The organism is Arthrobacter sp. 05T444 (assembly GCF_056395905.1).
The window spans coordinates 23,664-39,650 of record NZ_JBFTKK010000017.1; the positions used below are offsets into that span (position 1 = coordinate 23,664).

Consider the following 15,987-nt stretch of genomic DNA (forward strand, 5'->3'; position numbering starts at 1 on the left):
GGAACTGTTTGCTTGCCACATTGACTAAACAAATGGCCGGGGGCGGTTCTTCCCGGGGCTTCCTCCCGACGCTGGGCAGCGCGGTGACCTCCGGGGATATTGACGTCCGCGGACGGCGCTGGCAACGTCGTTACCACCGGCCACGGGGAAGCGGCCGGTTTCGTAGAGGCGGTCGGTCCTGGGGAGGCGGTGCAATACAGATGACCGATGGGGCGGATGCGGGAATCCGGGTGGTGCCCGCCAATGAAACGCCTTGGGATGACCTTCAGGCGGTCATGGGCCAACGCGGCGAGGCCTCCAGATGCCAATGCCAGTGGTTCAAAATCCGGGACAAGGACTGGCGCTCAGTTCCCGTCGAGGAACGCTCCCGGCGGCTCCGCGCGCAGACCGGCTGCGGAAGTCCAGAGAAACTTGCCACGACCGGGCTCGTCGCCTACCTCGGCGGCGAACCCGCCGGCTGGTGCGCGGTGGAGCCCCGCCCGGCATATGTGCGCCTGCTCCGGATGCGCGTCCCGTGGGCAGACCGGACCGAAGACAAAAACGACGACGCCGTCTGGGCCGTGACCTGCTTCGTCACCCGCACCGGCTTCCGGCGCCGCGGCATCAGCCGCGCACTGGCGAATGCCGCCGTCGACTTCGCCCGCGAGCGCGGCGCCCGTGCGATCGAAGGCTATCCGATGATCACCCAGCCGGGGCAGGAGTTCAGCTGGGGCGAGCTCTACGTCGGCAGCCGAAGCATCTTCGCCGAGGCCGGATTCACCGAGGTCAGCAGGCCCACCCCCCCCCGGCGGGTAGTGATGCGGATCGACTTCTAGCTTTCCGGCTGGTGCCCGCCGGCGTAGGCTTCGCCTTCGGCCCCCCGGTCAAGTAAGGCGAAGCCCATGCCCGGAAGCACCAATAGCTAGACGTAGCTCGGCTGCTCCAGGCTCCGGAACTCAGAGCCTTGGAAGACCAGCGGATCGCCGCTGTTGTCCCGGACCGATGTTCCGTGGACGCGAAGCAGGACAACCGAGTGGTCGCCGGCCGGGACTTCGCTTTCCACCGAGCAGTCGAGCCAGAGCCCGGCGTCGTTCAGGAATACTGCCCCCGGCCCGGTGGTGGTGATGTCGACGCCGGCGAAGCGCTCCGCCGATTTCGACGCAATCTGGCGGCAGACGTCGCGCTGGGAGGCAGCGAGCACCGAGACTCCGATCCGTCCGCCTGCCCGGACAAGCGGCCAGGTGCGGGAGCTGTTCTGCACGGCAAACATCACCAGCGGCGGGTCCAATGACACGCCCACGGTGAAGGTCGACGCCACAATTCCCTGCGGAGCCCCGTCCACGAGGGTGCACAACGCCGCTACGGCTGACGGGACGTGGCCGAAGGCTTCGCGCAGCGAGGACGGGTCCAGATCACGCTTCAAAGGCTCACGGTTCAAGGGCTCACGATTCAGAAACAAGGAGTTCTCTTCCCGTCAGTTCGGATAGGTCAACGGCTTCCGCGAAGGTGTTCGCCGGCCGGGCCAGCCCGTAGTGTTCACGGAGCGTGCGCCCGGTGTACTTGCGCCGGAACAGCCCGCGTGCGCGCAGGATGGGGATGACGTGGTCCACGAAGGCGTCCAGCCCGGAGGGAAGCACCGGCGGCATGATGTTGAACCCGTCCGCCGCGCCCTTCTCGAACCATTCCTGGATCGCGTCGGCCACCTGCTCCGGCGTGCCGGAGAACGTGCGGTGGCCGCGGCCGCCGCCAAGCCTCCCAATGAGCTGGCGGACGGTCAGCCGCTCCCGCCGCGCAAGCTCCACGATCAGCGTGTACCGGCTCTTGGCCCCCTCGATCTCATCCTCCGAGGGGAGGTCTTCCGGCAGCTGGGCGTCCAGCGGGAGGGACTCCGGAGAAACCCTCAGGACGCCTGCCAGCTGCTTCCGCGCGTGCTCGGGGTGGATGAGCTCGTCGAGCTGGCGTTCCAGCCGTCGTGCTTCCTGCTCGGTGGAGCCGATGATGGGGACGATGCCCGGCAGGATCTTGATCGTCTCCGGGTCCCTTCCCACGGCGGCGGTCTTCCTTTTCAGGTCCGCATAGAACCGCTGGGCTTCCGCCAGCGTCTGCTGCGCTGTGAAGACTGCCTCGGCGTAGCGGGCCGCGAAGTCCTTTCCGTCCTCTGAGGAACCGGCCTGGACGATCAGCGGATGGCCCTGCGGCGGACGGGGCGCGTCCAGCGGTCCCTGGATCCGGAAGTACCGGCCGGTATGGTTCACGGCATGGACACGGTAGCTGTCCGCCCAGACGCCGGCTGCCTTGTCCCCTACCGGCGCCTCGTCCTCCCAGCTGTCCCAGAGCTTCCGCGCAACGTCCAGGAATTCGGCCGCCCTCTCGTAGCGTCGCCAGTGCGCCGGCTGGTCTTCCAGCGAGAAGTTCCGCGCGGCGGCCTCGCCGGCTGTGGTCACCACGTTCCAGCCGGCCCGGCCGCCGCTGATGTGGTCCAGTGAGGCAAATCGCCGGGCCAGGTTGTAAGGATCGTTGTAGGTGGTGGAGGCGGTGGCGATCAGCCCGATCCGGTCCGTGACGGCCGCGATGGCGCTGAGCAGCAGCGTGGGCTCGAGCGTGCCGTAGGGTCGCTGGCCAACATCACCATGGAGCACCGGCGAATCGGCGAAGAAGATTGAATCGAACGTTCCGCGCTCGGCAGTCCGGGCCAGCTGCTGGAAGTGCGCCACCTGCGTGCCCGCGAAGCTGTCGCTTTCCGGGAGCCGCCACGATGCCTCGTGGTGTCCGGTGCTCATGAGGAACGCGTTCAGGTGCAGCTGGCGTCCGCCGTCGGCGTCGCGCTTGGATGGTTTTGTCATGGCTTGGTTCCTTTTCGAAGAGTCTGACGCCGCTCAGGCGGCCTGGGATCCGACGGCGGTGCGCCAGCGGGAAAAATGACGTTCGACGGCGACCAGCAGGTAGTTGACCAGCAGGCCGAGCAGCGAAACGGTCAGGATCCCCGCATACATGTCCGGGATGAGGAAGCTCATCTGCGAATTCACGATCAGGTAGCCCAGGCCGGCCTTGGCACCCACCATTTCGGCCGCGATGAGCACCAGGATGGAGGATGTCCCGGCCATCCGGATGCCCGTGAAGATGGTGGGCACGGCAGAGGGCAGGATGACCTTCTGGAAGAGCTGGAAGTTGGACAGCCCGAGGGACCGGGCGGCGCGGATGAGCAGCGGATCCACGGTCCGCACGCCGGCGATGGTGTTCAGCAGCACCGGGAAGAATGCGGCGTAGGCCACGATGCTGATCTTTGATATTTCCCCGATCCCCAGGAGCAGTGTGAAGACCGGCAGCAGCGCCAGCGCGGCCGTGTTCCGGAAGACTTCCAGCAGGGGATTCAGAAACTGGTCCAGCGACCGGTACCAGGCGACCAGCAGGCCAAGGGCCACGGCTGCCACCACGGCGATGCCGAAGCCGCTGGCCGAGCGGGTGAGGCTCGCTGCCAGGTGGTTCTGCAGCTGTCCGTTCTCGACGAGGCGGGCCAGGGCCTGAAGCACCACATGCAGCGGCGGAAGGAATACGCGTGTCGAGGCGGGCGCCAGGTAGATGGGGCCAAGTTCCCAGAGCAGCAGGAACAGGATGATGGCGCCGGAGCCCCAGATGCCCCGGCCAGCGCGTCTGGCACCTGAGCGGAACCGGGCTGCGCCGGTATTCGGAGCCCAGGAACGCGGCTTGATTCCCCGTCTTTTGGTCGCCGGGGACGGGGCCGGCGCGGCAAGGGTGTTTGGATCTTTTGTCAGTGTCGGAGTGCTCATCATGCTGCCTTTCCGGTGGAGACGTTCCTTGCTTCGTCCGGCGCTGAGCCGTCCGGCTGGATCTTGGCGTGCCCGGCTTCCTGTGCCCGCCGGACTTCGTCGTGAAGCAGCGACCAGACCTTGTGCCGGTGCTCAACGAACGCTGCGTTGGAGCGGACATCCTCATCTCCGGACCGGTCTCCGACGTCGATGTCAACGATCTGCTTGAGCCGGCCAGGCCGGGAACTGAGCACCGCCACGCGTTGTCCCAGGTAAACGGCTTCGTCAATGCCATGGGTGATGAAAATGATGGTCTTGCCGGTGGTGGCCCAGATGCGCAGCAGTTCCGTCTGAAGCTGCTCGCGCGTCTGTGCGTCCAGTGCCGCGAACGGCTCGTCCATGAGCAGGACGTCCGGCTCATAGGCCAGGCTGCGTGCGATGGCCACCCGCTGTTTCATCCCGCCGGAGAGCTCATGGGGGTACCGGTCCTCAAAACCACCCAGGCCTACGAGGTCCAGATATTCGCGGGCCTTTTCTGCACGCTCCTTGCGGCTGTAGCGCTTGCCGTCGCTGCCCGTTCCTTCAAGCCCGAAGGATACATTCGCTGCCGCCGTGCGCCACGGGAAGAGTGCGTACTGCTGGAAGACGACGGCGCGGTCCCGGCCCGGTCCCGTGACTTCCCTGCCGTCCACGAGGACTCTGCCGGTGTCCGGTTTGGTCAGGCCGGCAAGGAGGTCAAGGAGTGTGGTTTTGCCGGAGCCGCTCGGGCCTACGAGGGTAATGAATTCGCCGGCGGACACGTCCAGGGAGATTCCGTCGAGTGCCGTCAGGACGGACCCCTCGGGGTTCTCCTTGGTCGGCCGGACAGTGAATTTCTTGGTGATGTTCTCGAGGCTTATTTTCGGTGGGGGGCCGGTACCGGAGGTCATGTCGGGGGTTCCCTTCAGCAGGTCGTCTGAGATTCGTGATGGTGCCGGTGGTTGGCTTCTGTCCACCATCAGAACAGAGATGAATGCGCGCCTGAAGGGCCTGTTCACGCGGGGAAACCGGGCGTAATGCGCTTCCGCCCGGAGCCGTCCGGGCGGTCACGGGCCGGGGCGGACACACAGGGCAACAGTCCGTAAGAAGGGCGACGCGCAGCGACTTCTGAGCCGCTGAGTTCGGGCGCTCCGGCCCGCCAAGGGGCCATTGTGACGCCGGGACTAAGTACCGCTACGGCATGTGACAGGAGCCGTCGTAAAACGCGCCACCCCGGGGCTGGCTGGGCAAGGGAGGCGCCCAACGTTGATTGTTACGCGGCAGCGTCGAGGCACAGCGTCAGCTTGAGCGCGGACGAACACTTGAGGCCCCGTTCGCGCCTAGGTGCGGGCGATCCGGGAGGAGAAGGCGTCGACGGCGGACGGAACCGCACGGTAAACGTCCAGTGAGGTGCCGCGCAGCGTCAGCCGTCGCGGTGCTGCGACACGGACGCCGTCGGGCGGTGCGTTCCCCACCAACCGGTCCACGAGCATGGCGACGGCCCGTTCGGGAATCGATTCCGAACCCGCGGCGGATGACGCCTGCTGGGCAGCGCCGGGAACCAGAACATCAAAACCGGCCGGCTGCATTGCCGTCGAAATGACGACTTGCGCGACTCCTCGCCTGGCCAACTCCGTGACGGTGCCGTCCTCACGGGCGTCCCGCGGCAGGCCCGCCACAATGATCCCGTCCGCGCAGCCCGCGAGCATGAACTGCCGCCACGCCTCGCCGAGCATGATGACCGACTGGTAACCGTGCTTCGGGAGGATGGCCGAGGCAGCCGTGGCCAGCGCACGGTCCGGAGGCCATTCCAGGTCACCGACGGCAATGGCGATCACGTCGGTCCGGCCCAGCCGCATCCCGCGGGCCGCTTTGTTGGCCACGTAGCCCAGGCCGGCTGCGGCGGCGAGTACACGGTCCTGGGTTGGTTGGCTGATCCTGGTGGTGCCGCCGTGTCTTCCGGACAGCACGTAGGACACAGTGGTCAGGGAAACCCCGGCCTTGTTGGCAACGTCGCGGATAGTGGGGTTCGATCCAAGCTTCATTTTGCGGCCGTCATTTGTGCGGGTGGTCGGTAATGGGTGCGAGCTGTTCCGGATCCCACTCCGGCTCGATGGCCATGTCCACACCGGTTCCCGTCGTGGACCTCGGGCCCACTGTAACGGTGGACGCCGCCGCGTGGGCCGGCCGTGCGATGCCGGTACGGACACTTTGGACGATTTCATCGCCCAGGAGCGGTCCCGTGTAGCTGATGCTGAGCTGTCCGTCCTTAATGGCGGTGTCATAGTTCCCCAGCGCGTCGGAGACGATTCCCTCCCTGTCCACGGCCGCCGACAATGCCGTGGGGTTGGCGGAGCCCACGCTGAACCGGAGGTCGTGGACCAGGGCCGGGAGGACGAAGAAGTTGTTGACGCCAAGTTTCCCGGTGCCCTCTTGGGTGGCGCGGTTCACGATCGCGCGGCCGTCGTCGAGCGTGGCTGTGGCGGGGAGTGCCACGATGACTTCGGGCACCACCTGCTGGAGCACCGCGGGCTCGAGCACGTCCGGGGAGATGTTGGAAAGCTTGGTGTTCCCCGCGGCCGCTTCCAGCTTCTTGCGGATGCCCGCGACGTCGGCGTCCAGCTCTGAGTGGACGGCGATCACCACGCGGCGGCGCACCATCAGCCCGTCATTGCTGACCACCGGCCGGCCGTTGCCCAGGTCCTGCCCCTCCTCCGCCTGGGCCAGCACCTGGTCTGCTGCGGCGGCCGCAGACGAAGAGGCGGCTGGGGCCGGGGTGGCTGAGGGGCTGGACTGGACCCCGCCGGTGCAACCGCTGAGCGAGAGGGACAGCAGCACTGCCGGGGCGATGAGGAGAATTCGGTTCATGTCACGTTCCTGCCGGGTAGGCGGCCTTGTACTTTGATGCGTAGGACCCTTCGGGCTTCGTTTCCCAGACGGGCTTGTCGGCGTTGATGGGGTCGTTGTTCCTGAGGTCTCCGACCGCGAACTGGACCATCATGTCGTGGTCCTCGTGGACCAGGTTGTGGCAGTGGACCATGTAGCGGCCGCCCAGGTGTTTGCCGGTGTCGAACTGCATCAGCACGGTGACCGATTCGTTCTCGCCCGCATAGAACACGTCCTTGGGACCGCCTTCCCAGGCGAACGGCTTGCCGCCGTTCGTGTTCCGGCCGATGATCTTTCCGTCGATCAGGTGGATGTGGACCGGGTGGAACCAGCCGCCTGATTCGTTGACGATGGTCCACTGCTCCACCTGCATGCGCTGTGGGTTCGCGAAACAGCGGGTGAAGTTGGACTTCTCCACGGTGTCCCACGTTTCGCCGTTGATGGTCCACTCTCCGCCCTTGCGCTGAACCCGCAGGATTCTCTTGGCCACGGCCATGTCGGGGGTCAGTGCCATGGTTTCGATCCCGCCCGCGGCCTTTGTGGGGTGTGCGCCGATGTCCAGCGTCGAGGGGATGGCGCTGATGCTCCTGGATCCTGCCGGGGAAGGGGAGTTGGCCACGACCTGGAACTTCATCACCTTGCCGGTGTTGGCGAAGTTCACGTTGTTCTTGTTGCTCAGGTTCCGCAGCTCCACGGTCTGCCCGGGCTTGTACTTCCGGAAGTCGATGAGCACCTCGTACCGCTCGGCAGTGCCCTGCCGCCACGACGGAACCGCCTGGACCTTCGGCGTCATCCCGGCGTCGGTGCCCACCACGTAGAACGGATCACCGGTGGACAGGGCGAACCGGTAGGACCGGGTGATCGAGCCTACCAGGAAGCGGAAGCGATAGATCCTGGGCTTGACCTTCATGGTGGGCCACGGCACGCCGTTGACCGTGATGATGTCGCCCCACAGCCCGGCATGGCCGTTGTCGTTGTAGCCGAGGGAACCGTCCGCGTTCAGCATCACGTCAGAGACCAGGATCGGCACGTCGAACTCGCCCTGCGGCAGCTGCGCCTGCTCATATTTGTCCGACAGGGCGTAGATGGCCGCGATGCCGGAGTACACACCCTGCGCGGTGAGCATGTGGTTGTGATCGTGGTACCAGAGCGTCCGGGCAGCCTGCCAGTTCGGGTAGTGGTAGTTCTTCACCTTGCCCGGAGCCGTGCGGTCATTGGCATACCCGTCATACTGCGGCAGCGAGGCCGAGCCATGGAGGTGGGTGACGGTGTTGAACGGCTCCGTGTACAGCAGGCCTTGCGCCGGCAGGCGGTTGCTGATCCGCACCTCGGTCCGGGTGCCCTGAGGAACGCGGATCGTCGGGCCTGGAAACGTCCCGTTATAGCCGGCAATCGTGGTGGAGAGTCCCGGGGCTATCTGGGCCTTGCCCAGCTTTTGCGACAGGGAATACTTCGCGAAGAGCTGGCCGCTGGGGTCCCTGCCGGTCGAGTAGGGGAGCAACTCGGGAGGCCGGCGGAACGTTGCAGTGTACGGAACCGGCGTGTTGCTCGCCGAGAGCCTGCTGGGAGTGGTGATCGGCGTCGATCCCGCATCGTCCGCGCCGCCCTTTGCCGGCACACCGGCCAGGGCGGCGCCGCCGTTGGTCCCGGTGAGGGCAACAGCGCCGCCAAGCATGCTCAGTTTCAGCACGTCTCTCCGTGTTGCCATGACTTCCTCCAAGAATTGTGCGGTGTTCGAAGGAACACCGGCCGCGAGTTTCCTGCACAACTGCCTGTGGTGTGGAACACAGCCATCGTGCGCCAACGGACTTCTGAAAACCTTGGGGGAGGAATTCGGTGTGCAGGCGTGCCCACCCGAATTGGTGGTTTAGATTGGGGACATCCGCTGGCGCGGACAAAGCCGTGCGGCAATGCCGCGCATTTATTTGGGGGATTAATTGACGCTTTTTCCATCGCACCGGGCTCCGTCACGCCGCGCTCCGTCGCACCGGGCGCGGCGGCTGGCCACTTTCATCGCTGCCGCCGTGGTCACCATCCTGGCGGCGGCCAACGTTCCCGCCGCCCAGTCCGCTACGGTCCCCGCGGCCCAGGTATACGCAGCCCAGGTTTACAACGCCTGCTCCCGGCTCACCGCAGGGCAGGTGCAGTTCAACACGTACGGCGCCCCGCGTGTCACGTTTGCCACCGCCACGGACCGGAACCGCACCCAGGTGGCGATTACCAGCTGCGTGAAAACAGCATCCGGGTACAGCACTGAATGGCAAACCACAGGATTCGCAGGCATCAACGGCTTTTCCGCACCTGGAAAGGCGTGGGAAGACACCAACCGCTCACCCACAGGGTCCTTTACCGTCACCGAGGCCCTGGGACGGCGGAATCCGGGCACGGCTTTGAGGTACCGCACCATCAAACCGTCCTCGCGCTGGGGCGGCGAGCGCGGGAGTACTTACAACCAGTATTTTGAAGGCGCCGGCGGGCCGGCCGACGAAAACCTGTGGACCTTCATGAACCAGGGCTACTACGAGCAGGCCGCGGTGATTAATTACAACCGCCTTCCCGATGCCTCCACCATCCAGGGAGCCTCGTACGCCATCTTCTTCCACGCCGGCAACGTTCCGTCGGCTGGCTGTATCTCCACCACCCTCTCCACCGTGACCCGTCTCCTCCGGACCAGCCGGCCCGGGGACCGAATCGTCATGGGCGCGGTGGGCGACGTTTTCCGTTCCGCGTCAAGGACAGGGCCCTCGGACACTGCCGGCAAGTCGCTTGCCTCTATCCACAGCAGCTCCGATGTTCTGGCCGTGGCATCGGATGGAACCTTGTGGAACTACCCCGCCCTGGGCAATGGCGGCCTCGGCCAGCGCGCGGCCATCGGCAAAGGGTGGGGATCCGCGCGCTCCGTCTCAAAGATTGACTGGAACCGTGACGGCACCCTGGACCTGCTGGCGCAGTGGCCCAACGGAACGCTGACCGTTTACCCCGGCCGGCCGGCTGGCGGTTTCGGCGCCGCGTTTACCGCCGGGGCCGGCGGGTGGCAGCAGCTGACCATCACGGCCGGGACCTGGGACACCTCACGAAGGTATCCGGGTGTTCTGGCGCGCGACGTCGCGGGCAAGCTGTGGCTATACGACAACCCCGCAGGCCGCGGGCTTGGCACCCGGCGCCTGGTAGGCAGCGGATGGGGCAACGTTTCCAACTTCACCATCGCGGACTGGGACAACAACGGCCGCCCGGATCTGCTGGCCTCCGGCCGGGACGGGATTCTCCGCCTCTACCGCCAGGACGGGAGGGGCAACTTCCTGAGCGAAGCCCGCCCGCAAATCGGCACCGGCTGGAGCGCCCGCAGCATCACCGCCAATTACAGTTTTCAGGGAGCCGGCACCCGCGGCCTGACCGTTTTGTTCCACGACGGCGCGCTGCGCTACTACCCGCTGGGCCAGGGCCGGTGGGGAGCACCGGGCACCATCGGGACAGGCTGGGGCGGCATCCGCACGCTCGTCCGCTGATGCGTGCGGCTACCCGATCATTGCCAGCACCGCTCCCGCGGTGACCACCCCGCCCGCTTCGGCACGGATGCCGGTCACCGTTCCGTCGCGGTGCGCCGCGATCCGGGTTTCCATCTTCATCGCTTCAAGAACGACGACGGCGTCCCCCGCCGAAACTTCGTCGCCCGGCTCTACGAGCCACTTCACCACGGTCCCGGCCATGTCGGCGCGCAGCTCCCCAGGGTCGGCGGCATCCGTGCCCGAACGGTCAGCACCGCCGCCGGACCCCGAACCAATCGAAACCCCGGCCGGAAGCGCCCCACCGGACAGTGCCCCACCGGACAGTGTCCGGGCAGAAAGTGCCCAGCCGTCCAACAAATCCGCCGGCAGGCCCACCGCCATGCGGCGGCCGTCCACCTCCACGGTGATGGTGCGGCGTTCGCCGTCGGGCGCTGTGGTGCTGTAGCCCGGATCGGCCGGGATCCGGTCCGCGAAGTCGGTCTCTATCCAGCGGGTATGAATGCCCAGGCCGGTTTCGGAGGTGAAGTCCGGGGACTCGAGGACCGCCCGGTGGAACGGCAGCACGGTGGACACGCCGGTGATGCGGATTTCCGCGAGAGCGCGGCGGGCCCGGCGCAGCGCCTGCTGGCGGTCCGCGCCCGTGACGATCAGCTTGGCCAGCAGGGAGTCGAACTGCGGCGCGACGAACGAGCCGGAGCGGACGCCGGTGTCCAGGCGGATGCCCGGACCGGTGGGACCGGAGAACTCGGCAATGGTTCCGGGTGACGGCAGGAAGCCGCGGCCCACATCCTCGGCGTTGAGCCGGAACTCAAAGGAATGGCCGCGCGGTGCCGGGTCCTCGGAGTAACGCAGGCGTTCTCCCGCCGCGATCCGGAACTGCTCCTGGACCAGGTCGATCCCGGTAGTTTCCTCGGTGATCGGATGCTCCACCTGCAGGCGGGTGTTGACTTCGAGGAACGCCACGGTGCCGTCCGTGGCCACGAGGAATTCCACTGTCCCGGCGCCGGAATAGCCGGCTTCCCGGCAGACTGCCTTGGCGGCGTCGTAAATCTGCTTCCGCTGGTCACCGCTGAGGAACGGCGCAGGGGCCTCCTCTACCAGCTTCTGGTGCCGCCGCTGGAGGGAGCAGTCGCGGGTTCCTACGACGACCACGTTGCCGTGGGTATCCGCCAGGACCTGCGCCTCGACGTGGCGGGGACGGTCCAGGTAGCGCTCCACGAAGCATTCACCCCGACCGAACGCGGCGACGGCTTCCCGGACCGCAGAGTCGAAGGCTTCCTCCACTTCGTCCAGGGCGCGGACCACCTTCATGCCGCGCCCTCCGCCGCCGAAGGCTGCCTTGATGGCGATCGGCAGGCCGTGTTCTTCGGCAAAGGCGCGCGCTTCCGCGGCCGAGTCCACCGGACCGTCGCTGCCGGCCACGAGCGGCGCACCGGCGCGGACGGCCGTCTCCCGGGCGGTGATCTTGTTGCCAAGCAGCAAGATGGCCTCCGGCGTCGGGCCGATCCACGTCAGTCCGGCATCCAGGACTGCCTGGGCGAAGTCGGCGTTCTCAGAGAGGAAGCCGTAGCCGGGATGGATGGCGTCCGCGCCGGACTGGGCGGCAGCGGCGAGCAGCTTGGGGATGTTCAGGTAAGTGTCCGCGGGCGAGTTCCCGCCCAAGGCGTACGCCTCGTCCGCGGCGGCGACGTGCACTGCGTCAGCGTCGACGTCCGCGTAGACGGCGACGGAGCCCAGTTGGGCGTCGTCGCAGGCCCGGGCAATCCGGACGGCGATTTCTCCGCGGTTGGCGATCAGGACCTTGCGCATCAGTTACTCGCTTTTCGTTCGGAAGTGGTTTCGGGGGCCGCTGCGGCGGCTGGGATCTCGGCGGAAGGGGAAACGCGGGCTGGAACGTCTTTAGCAGGAGCCCAGCGGAAGCGGATCTTGCCGCCAATCGGGATCTGGGCTGCGATGTCGAGCTGGTGATCCACCACGACGGCGATCACCGGGTAGCCGCCGGTGATTGGATGGTCGGCGAGGAAGAGTACGGGCAGGCCCTCCGGCGGGACCTGAAGGGCTCCGGCAACGGTGCCCTCACTGGGGAGTTCGCCTGCGCGGCTGCGCTGCAGCGGCGTGCCGTTCAGGCGCATGCCCACCCGGTTGGACTGCGGCTTCACCTCCCACTCCTGGCCGGCAAAAGACGCCAGCGCCTCCTGATCGAACCAGTCGGCGCGCGGTCCGGGGACGACGTCGAGCACGGTCACCCCGGTGCCCGGGAACTCCGGCTGCAGCTCGGGGGTCCCGACGACGCCGGATTCGGTCTCGCCACCGGCGGCAAGGACCTGGCCGGCGGCAAGCGGCGCCGGGCCGATGCCGGACATGGTGTCGGTGGAACGGCTGCCCAGCACGGGCGCTACGTCCACTCCTCCGCGGACGGCGAGGTAGCTGCGGAAACCACTCTCCGGCGCGCCGATGGTCAGGGTCTCGCCGTCGAGCAAGGCGAAGGGGGTGGCTACCGGAACCGAGCGCCGGACGGTCCCGGAATCCTCGTCTGAAGCAGAGTCGTCCGAAGCAGAGTCAACGGTCAGTTCCGACGGCGCGCCGGCGACGGCGAGGACCTGGTCCCCGACGGCCGTCACCGTGAGTCCGCCGGCGACAGTCTCAACGGCAGCGGCCGACGGCGCGTTCCCCACGAGGCGGTTGGCCCGCCGCAGCGAGGCCCGGTCCAGCGCTCCGGCGGCGGAAACCCCCAGTGCGGAGTGGCCGTAGCGGCCGAGATCCTGGATCAGGCTGTAAAGTCCCGGAGAAACGATCTGCAGGCCGGATGGAACGTCCTGCGGCTCCGCCGCGGCAACGGTAACGGCTTCATCAGCCAGTGTTACTGCGTCCCGGACGGCACGGAACTGCACCCGGTGGCCGGGGCTCGCCAGCGCGGGCTGTTCACGGTCCAGGTCCCACATTTTCGCGCCGGTGCGGCCGATGAGCTGCCAGCCGCCCGGGGACCGGCGCGGGTACACGGCGGAGTAGTTGCCGGCCAGGGCCACCGAGCCGGCGGGAACGGCGGTGCGCGGTGAGCTGCGGCGGGGCACTTCGAGGACCTGGTTCTCCCCCACCATGTAGCCGAAGCCAGGGGCGAAGCCGGCGAAGGCCACAGTCCAGATCTGCCCGGTGTGAGCGGCTATCACGCCGTCCGCTCCGAGGCCGGTCAGCTCCCCCACTTCGGTGAGGTCTTCGCCGTCGTACACAGTGTCAATGACCACCAGGTCGCCGTCCCGCTGGGGCGGCGCGGTGAGGTCGAGTTGCAGCAGCAGCGCGGCGATGCGTCGTGCAGCTGCCGGCGAATCCGCCGTCAGCAGGACCGTCTCGGCCGCGGCCAGAACGTCCTGCTGGCCCGGCAGCGGGTTCTCCAGAAGCAGTGCCTGCAGGGCGAGGACGTCCCGGGTGCCGGAGAGTTCGGCGAGCACCGCCCGGGTCCCCACCGCACGCACGGACCTGACCTTCTGAACGGCCGCCTTTTGTGCTGCCACTGTTTCCATAGCCGCTTCCATCGTTGCCGGTGCCGTGAATGGGATCTGAGCCACTTAGGCGCGCGATTCCTGCAGCAGCCGTTCTTCCTCGGCCGTCTGCGGGTTCCGGCCGAGCGCCAGGCCGATGACGGTGACCACGGACGCCACCAGCAGGTACACCGCGATCAGTAGCCAGTCGCCGGACGCTGCGTAGAGGGCGGTGAAGATCAACGGTGCCACGGCGCCGCCGATCACTCCGGCCAGCGTGTAGGCCAGCGAGCTGCCGGCGTAGCGCAGCCGGGCCGGGAACTGCTCGGTGATGTACGCCGCCTGCGGGCCGTACATGAACGCGTGGAAGGCCAGGCCGATCACGACGCCGAAGGTGAGCATCAGGACGGACCTGCCCTGGATCATCAGGAAGAACAGCGGGGTGTAAGCAGCGGTTCCGACTGCGGCAATTCCGTAGACGAGGCGGCGGTTGAAGCGGTCCGTGAGGGCCCCGGCTGCGGGAATAAGTACCAGCTGGAAGGCGGAACCGATCAGGATGGCGCCGAGGACATTGCCGGTGGTCATGCCCAGTTCCTTGGTGGCGTAGACCGCCACGAAGACGGTGAAGAGGGCGTAGAGAACATCGGGGCAGACCCGGGACAGGGCGGCCGCGACCAGGGCACGCGGTTCCTTGGTGAAGACCTCCTTGATGGGGGCCTTGGGCTGTTCACCGTGGGCAAGGATGGCCTTGAAGACCGGGGTTTCCTCGAGCTTGAGCCTGATGAGCAGGCCGAAGACCACGAGGAGTGCGGAGGCCAGGAAAGCGACGCGCCAGCCCCAGGAAAGGAAGGCCTCGTTGCTGAGGGTCGCTGCCAGCACGGCCAGGACTCCGTTGGCCATCAGGTTGCCGGCCGGCGGGCCGATCTGCGCGGCCGAAGACCAGAAGCCGCGCTTGTGGGCATCGCCGAACTCGCTGGAGAGCAGGACGGCTCCGCCCCATTCGCCGCCGACGCCGATGCCCTGGGCCAGTCGCAGCAGCACCAGGATGACCGGGGCGGCGACGCCGATGACCGAGTAGTCAGGCAGCGCACCGATCAGCACCGTGGCTGCGCCGATCAGCATGAGGGTAACTACCAGGACTTGCTTGCGGCCGATCTTGTCGCCGAGCCGGCCGAAGATCACACCGCCGATGGGGCGGGCGAGGTAGCCGACGGCGAACGCCGAGAAGGAAAGGAGCAGCCCGACGAACTCGTCATTGCCGGGGAAGAAGATCTTGGGGAAGACGAGGGCGGAAGCCACCGAATAGATGGCGAAGTCGTAGTACTCAAGGGACGTGCCGGTGAGGCTGGCGACGTAGGCCTTGAGTGCTCCGGGCGGCATCCTCTTGGTTTGCGGCTTCTTTGCCGGGGACGGCGTTCCGGGTGTGGACCCGGCCGGTGATGGGTTTGAGGCGGTCATTAGATACTCCGGGGTTGGGGTGTTGGAGTGCTTGGAAGGGTTATTCGGCCATGCTGCGGCAGGCAGGCCGGGCGGTCAGGCAAAGGCGGCGACGGTGACGCCTGCTGCGGTCAGGGCTGACTTCACGGCTGTGGCCATGGCAACGGCTCCGGGGGAATCGCCGTGCACACAGATGCTTTCTGCGCGGATTTTCAGGACGGAACCGTCCACGGTGCGGACGGCGGAATCAGTGGCCATCTGTAGGACATGTTCCGCCACTTCTGCGGGATCATCAAGGACAGATCCTGGCAGGGAGCGGGACACGAGCGTGCCGTCCGGGTTGTATGCCCGGTCGGCGAAGGCTTCCGGGACGGCACGCAGGCCGGCGGCTTCCGCCAGGCGGAGCACCTCCGAGCCGGGAAGCCCCAGAATGGGCAGCTGGGCGTCCACCGATTTCACAGCGTCGACCACGGCCTGTGCCTGCGCCGTGTGGTGGACGATCGCGTTGTAGAGCCCGCCGTGCGGTTTAACGTACTGGACGCGCGTGCCCTCCGCCGCGGCCAGCGCCTGCAGCGCGCCGATCTGGTAGACGACGTCGTCCGCGAGCTCGTTGGGCGCTATGTCCAGAAAGCGGCGGCCAAAACCGGCAAGATCGCGGTAGCCCACATGTGCGCCGATGACGACGCCGGCGGCGGCCGCCTGCCGGCAGGTCTTCCGAATAACGCTGGGATCACCGGCGTGGAAGCCGCAGGCCACGTTGGCGCTCGTGACGGAGCGGAACATCGCCTGGTCATCGCCCAGGGTCCACCGCCCGAATGATTCTCCGACGTCGCTGTTCAGGTCGATCTTCGTCATTGTGATCCTCGTCTCATAGAAGCCTGAGTTCTAGGATGCACCACTTTGAGGAATTGTTCAACA

General features: G+C 67.0%; 13 protein-coding genes. 2 read left to right on the plus strand and 11 right to left on the minus strand.

Annotated features, from left to right (window positions below; translation table 11 throughout):
• Nucleotides 1–200: 200 nt before the first annotated feature.
• Nucleotides 201–815 (plus strand): GNAT family N-acetyltransferase, encoded by a 615-nt coding sequence (locus AC1DD3_RS15930; RefSeq protein ID WP_476882068.1) that lies wholly within the window; start codon nucleotides 201–203, stop codon nucleotides 813–815.
• Between the two features lie 86 nt (nucleotides 816–901).
• Here the strand turns inward: AC1DD3_RS15930 and AC1DD3_RS15935 are convergent, their stop codons facing one another.
• The 7 genes from AC1DD3_RS15935 to AC1DD3_RS15965 form a co-directional block, all read right to left on the minus strand.
• Nucleotides 902–1,402, minus strand: coding sequence for a flavin reductase family protein (locus AC1DD3_RS15935; protein ID WP_230118180.1), 501 nt, complete (start codon nucleotides 1,400–1,402; stop codon nucleotides 902–904).
• 19 nt (nucleotides 1,403–1,421) lie between these two features.
• Entirely contained in the window at nucleotides 1,422–2,822 is a 1,401-nt protein-coding gene (locus AC1DD3_RS15940; RefSeq protein WP_230118181.1) for an LLM class flavin-dependent oxidoreductase, read from the minus strand.
• A 33-nt stretch (nucleotides 2,823–2,855) separates the two neighbouring features.
• The gene (locus tag AC1DD3_RS15945; protein WP_230118182.1) at nucleotides 2,856–3,767 is read right to left on the minus strand and encodes an ABC transporter permease; all 912 of its coding nucleotides are present in this window, start codon (nucleotides 3,765–3,767) and stop codon (nucleotides 2,856–2,858) included.
• Nucleotides 3,767–4,675 (minus strand): ABC transporter ATP-binding protein, encoded by a 909-nt coding sequence (locus AC1DD3_RS15950; RefSeq protein WP_476882069.1) that lies wholly within the window; start codon nucleotides 4,673–4,675, stop codon nucleotides 3,767–3,769. The genes AC1DD3_RS15945 and AC1DD3_RS15950 overlap by 1 nt, the downstream gene beginning before the upstream one ends.
• A gap of 429 nt (nucleotides 4,676–5,104) precedes the next feature.
• Nucleotides 5,105–5,809 (minus strand): LacI family DNA-binding transcriptional regulator, encoded by a 705-nt coding sequence (locus tag AC1DD3_RS15955; RefSeq protein ID WP_230118184.1) that lies wholly within the window; start codon nucleotides 5,807–5,809, stop codon nucleotides 5,105–5,107.
• Between the two features lie 10 nt (nucleotides 5,810–5,819).
• On the minus strand, nucleotides 5,820–6,632 hold the full coding sequence (locus AC1DD3_RS15960; RefSeq protein WP_230118185.1) for a hypothetical protein: 813 nt from the start codon (nucleotides 6,630–6,632) through the stop codon (nucleotides 5,820–5,822).
• A gap of 1 nt (nucleotide 6,633) precedes the next feature.
• Nucleotides 6,634–8,358 carry a multicopper oxidase family protein gene (locus tag AC1DD3_RS15965; protein WP_230118186.1) on the minus strand — a complete coding sequence of 575 codons (1,725 nt, stop codon included), beginning with the start codon at nucleotides 8,356–8,358 and terminating at the stop codon, nucleotides 6,634–6,636.
• A 229-nt stretch (nucleotides 8,359–8,587) separates the two neighbouring features.
• Here AC1DD3_RS15965 and AC1DD3_RS15970 point away from each other — a divergent pair, with 229 nt between their 5' ends.
• The gene (locus AC1DD3_RS15970; protein ID WP_230118187.1) at nucleotides 8,588–10,156 is read left to right on the plus strand and encodes an FG-GAP-like repeat-containing protein; all 1,569 of its coding nucleotides are present in this window, start codon (nucleotides 8,588–8,590) and stop codon (nucleotides 10,154–10,156) included.
• Between the two features lie 9 nt (nucleotides 10,157–10,165).
• Here the strand turns inward: AC1DD3_RS15970 and AC1DD3_RS15975 are convergent, their stop codons facing one another.
• From AC1DD3_RS15975 to AC1DD3_RS15990, 4 genes are all read right to left on the minus strand, one after another.
• On the minus strand, nucleotides 10,166–11,965 hold the full coding sequence (locus AC1DD3_RS15975; RefSeq protein ID WP_476882070.1) for an acetyl/propionyl/methylcrotonyl-CoA carboxylase subunit alpha: 1,800 nt from the start codon (nucleotides 11,963–11,965) through the stop codon (nucleotides 10,166–10,168).
• Nucleotides 11,965–13,674 (minus strand): 5-oxoprolinase subunit B/C family protein, encoded by a 1,710-nt coding sequence (locus tag AC1DD3_RS15980; protein WP_230118189.1) that lies wholly within the window; start codon nucleotides 13,672–13,674, stop codon nucleotides 11,965–11,967. Before AC1DD3_RS15980 ends, AC1DD3_RS15975 begins: the two co-directional genes overlap by 1 nt.
• Before the next feature lie 45 nt (nucleotides 13,675–13,719).
• Entirely contained in the window at nucleotides 13,720–15,012 is a 1,293-nt protein-coding gene (locus AC1DD3_RS15985; protein ID WP_230118242.1) for an MFS transporter, read from the minus strand.
• A gap of 153 nt (nucleotides 15,013–15,165) precedes the next feature.
• The gene (locus AC1DD3_RS15990) at nucleotides 15,166–15,924 is read right to left on the minus strand and encodes a LamB/YcsF family protein (RefSeq protein ID WP_230118190.1); all 759 of its coding nucleotides are present in this window, start codon (nucleotides 15,922–15,924) and stop codon (nucleotides 15,166–15,168) included.
• Nucleotides 15,925–15,987: the final 63 nt, after the last annotated feature.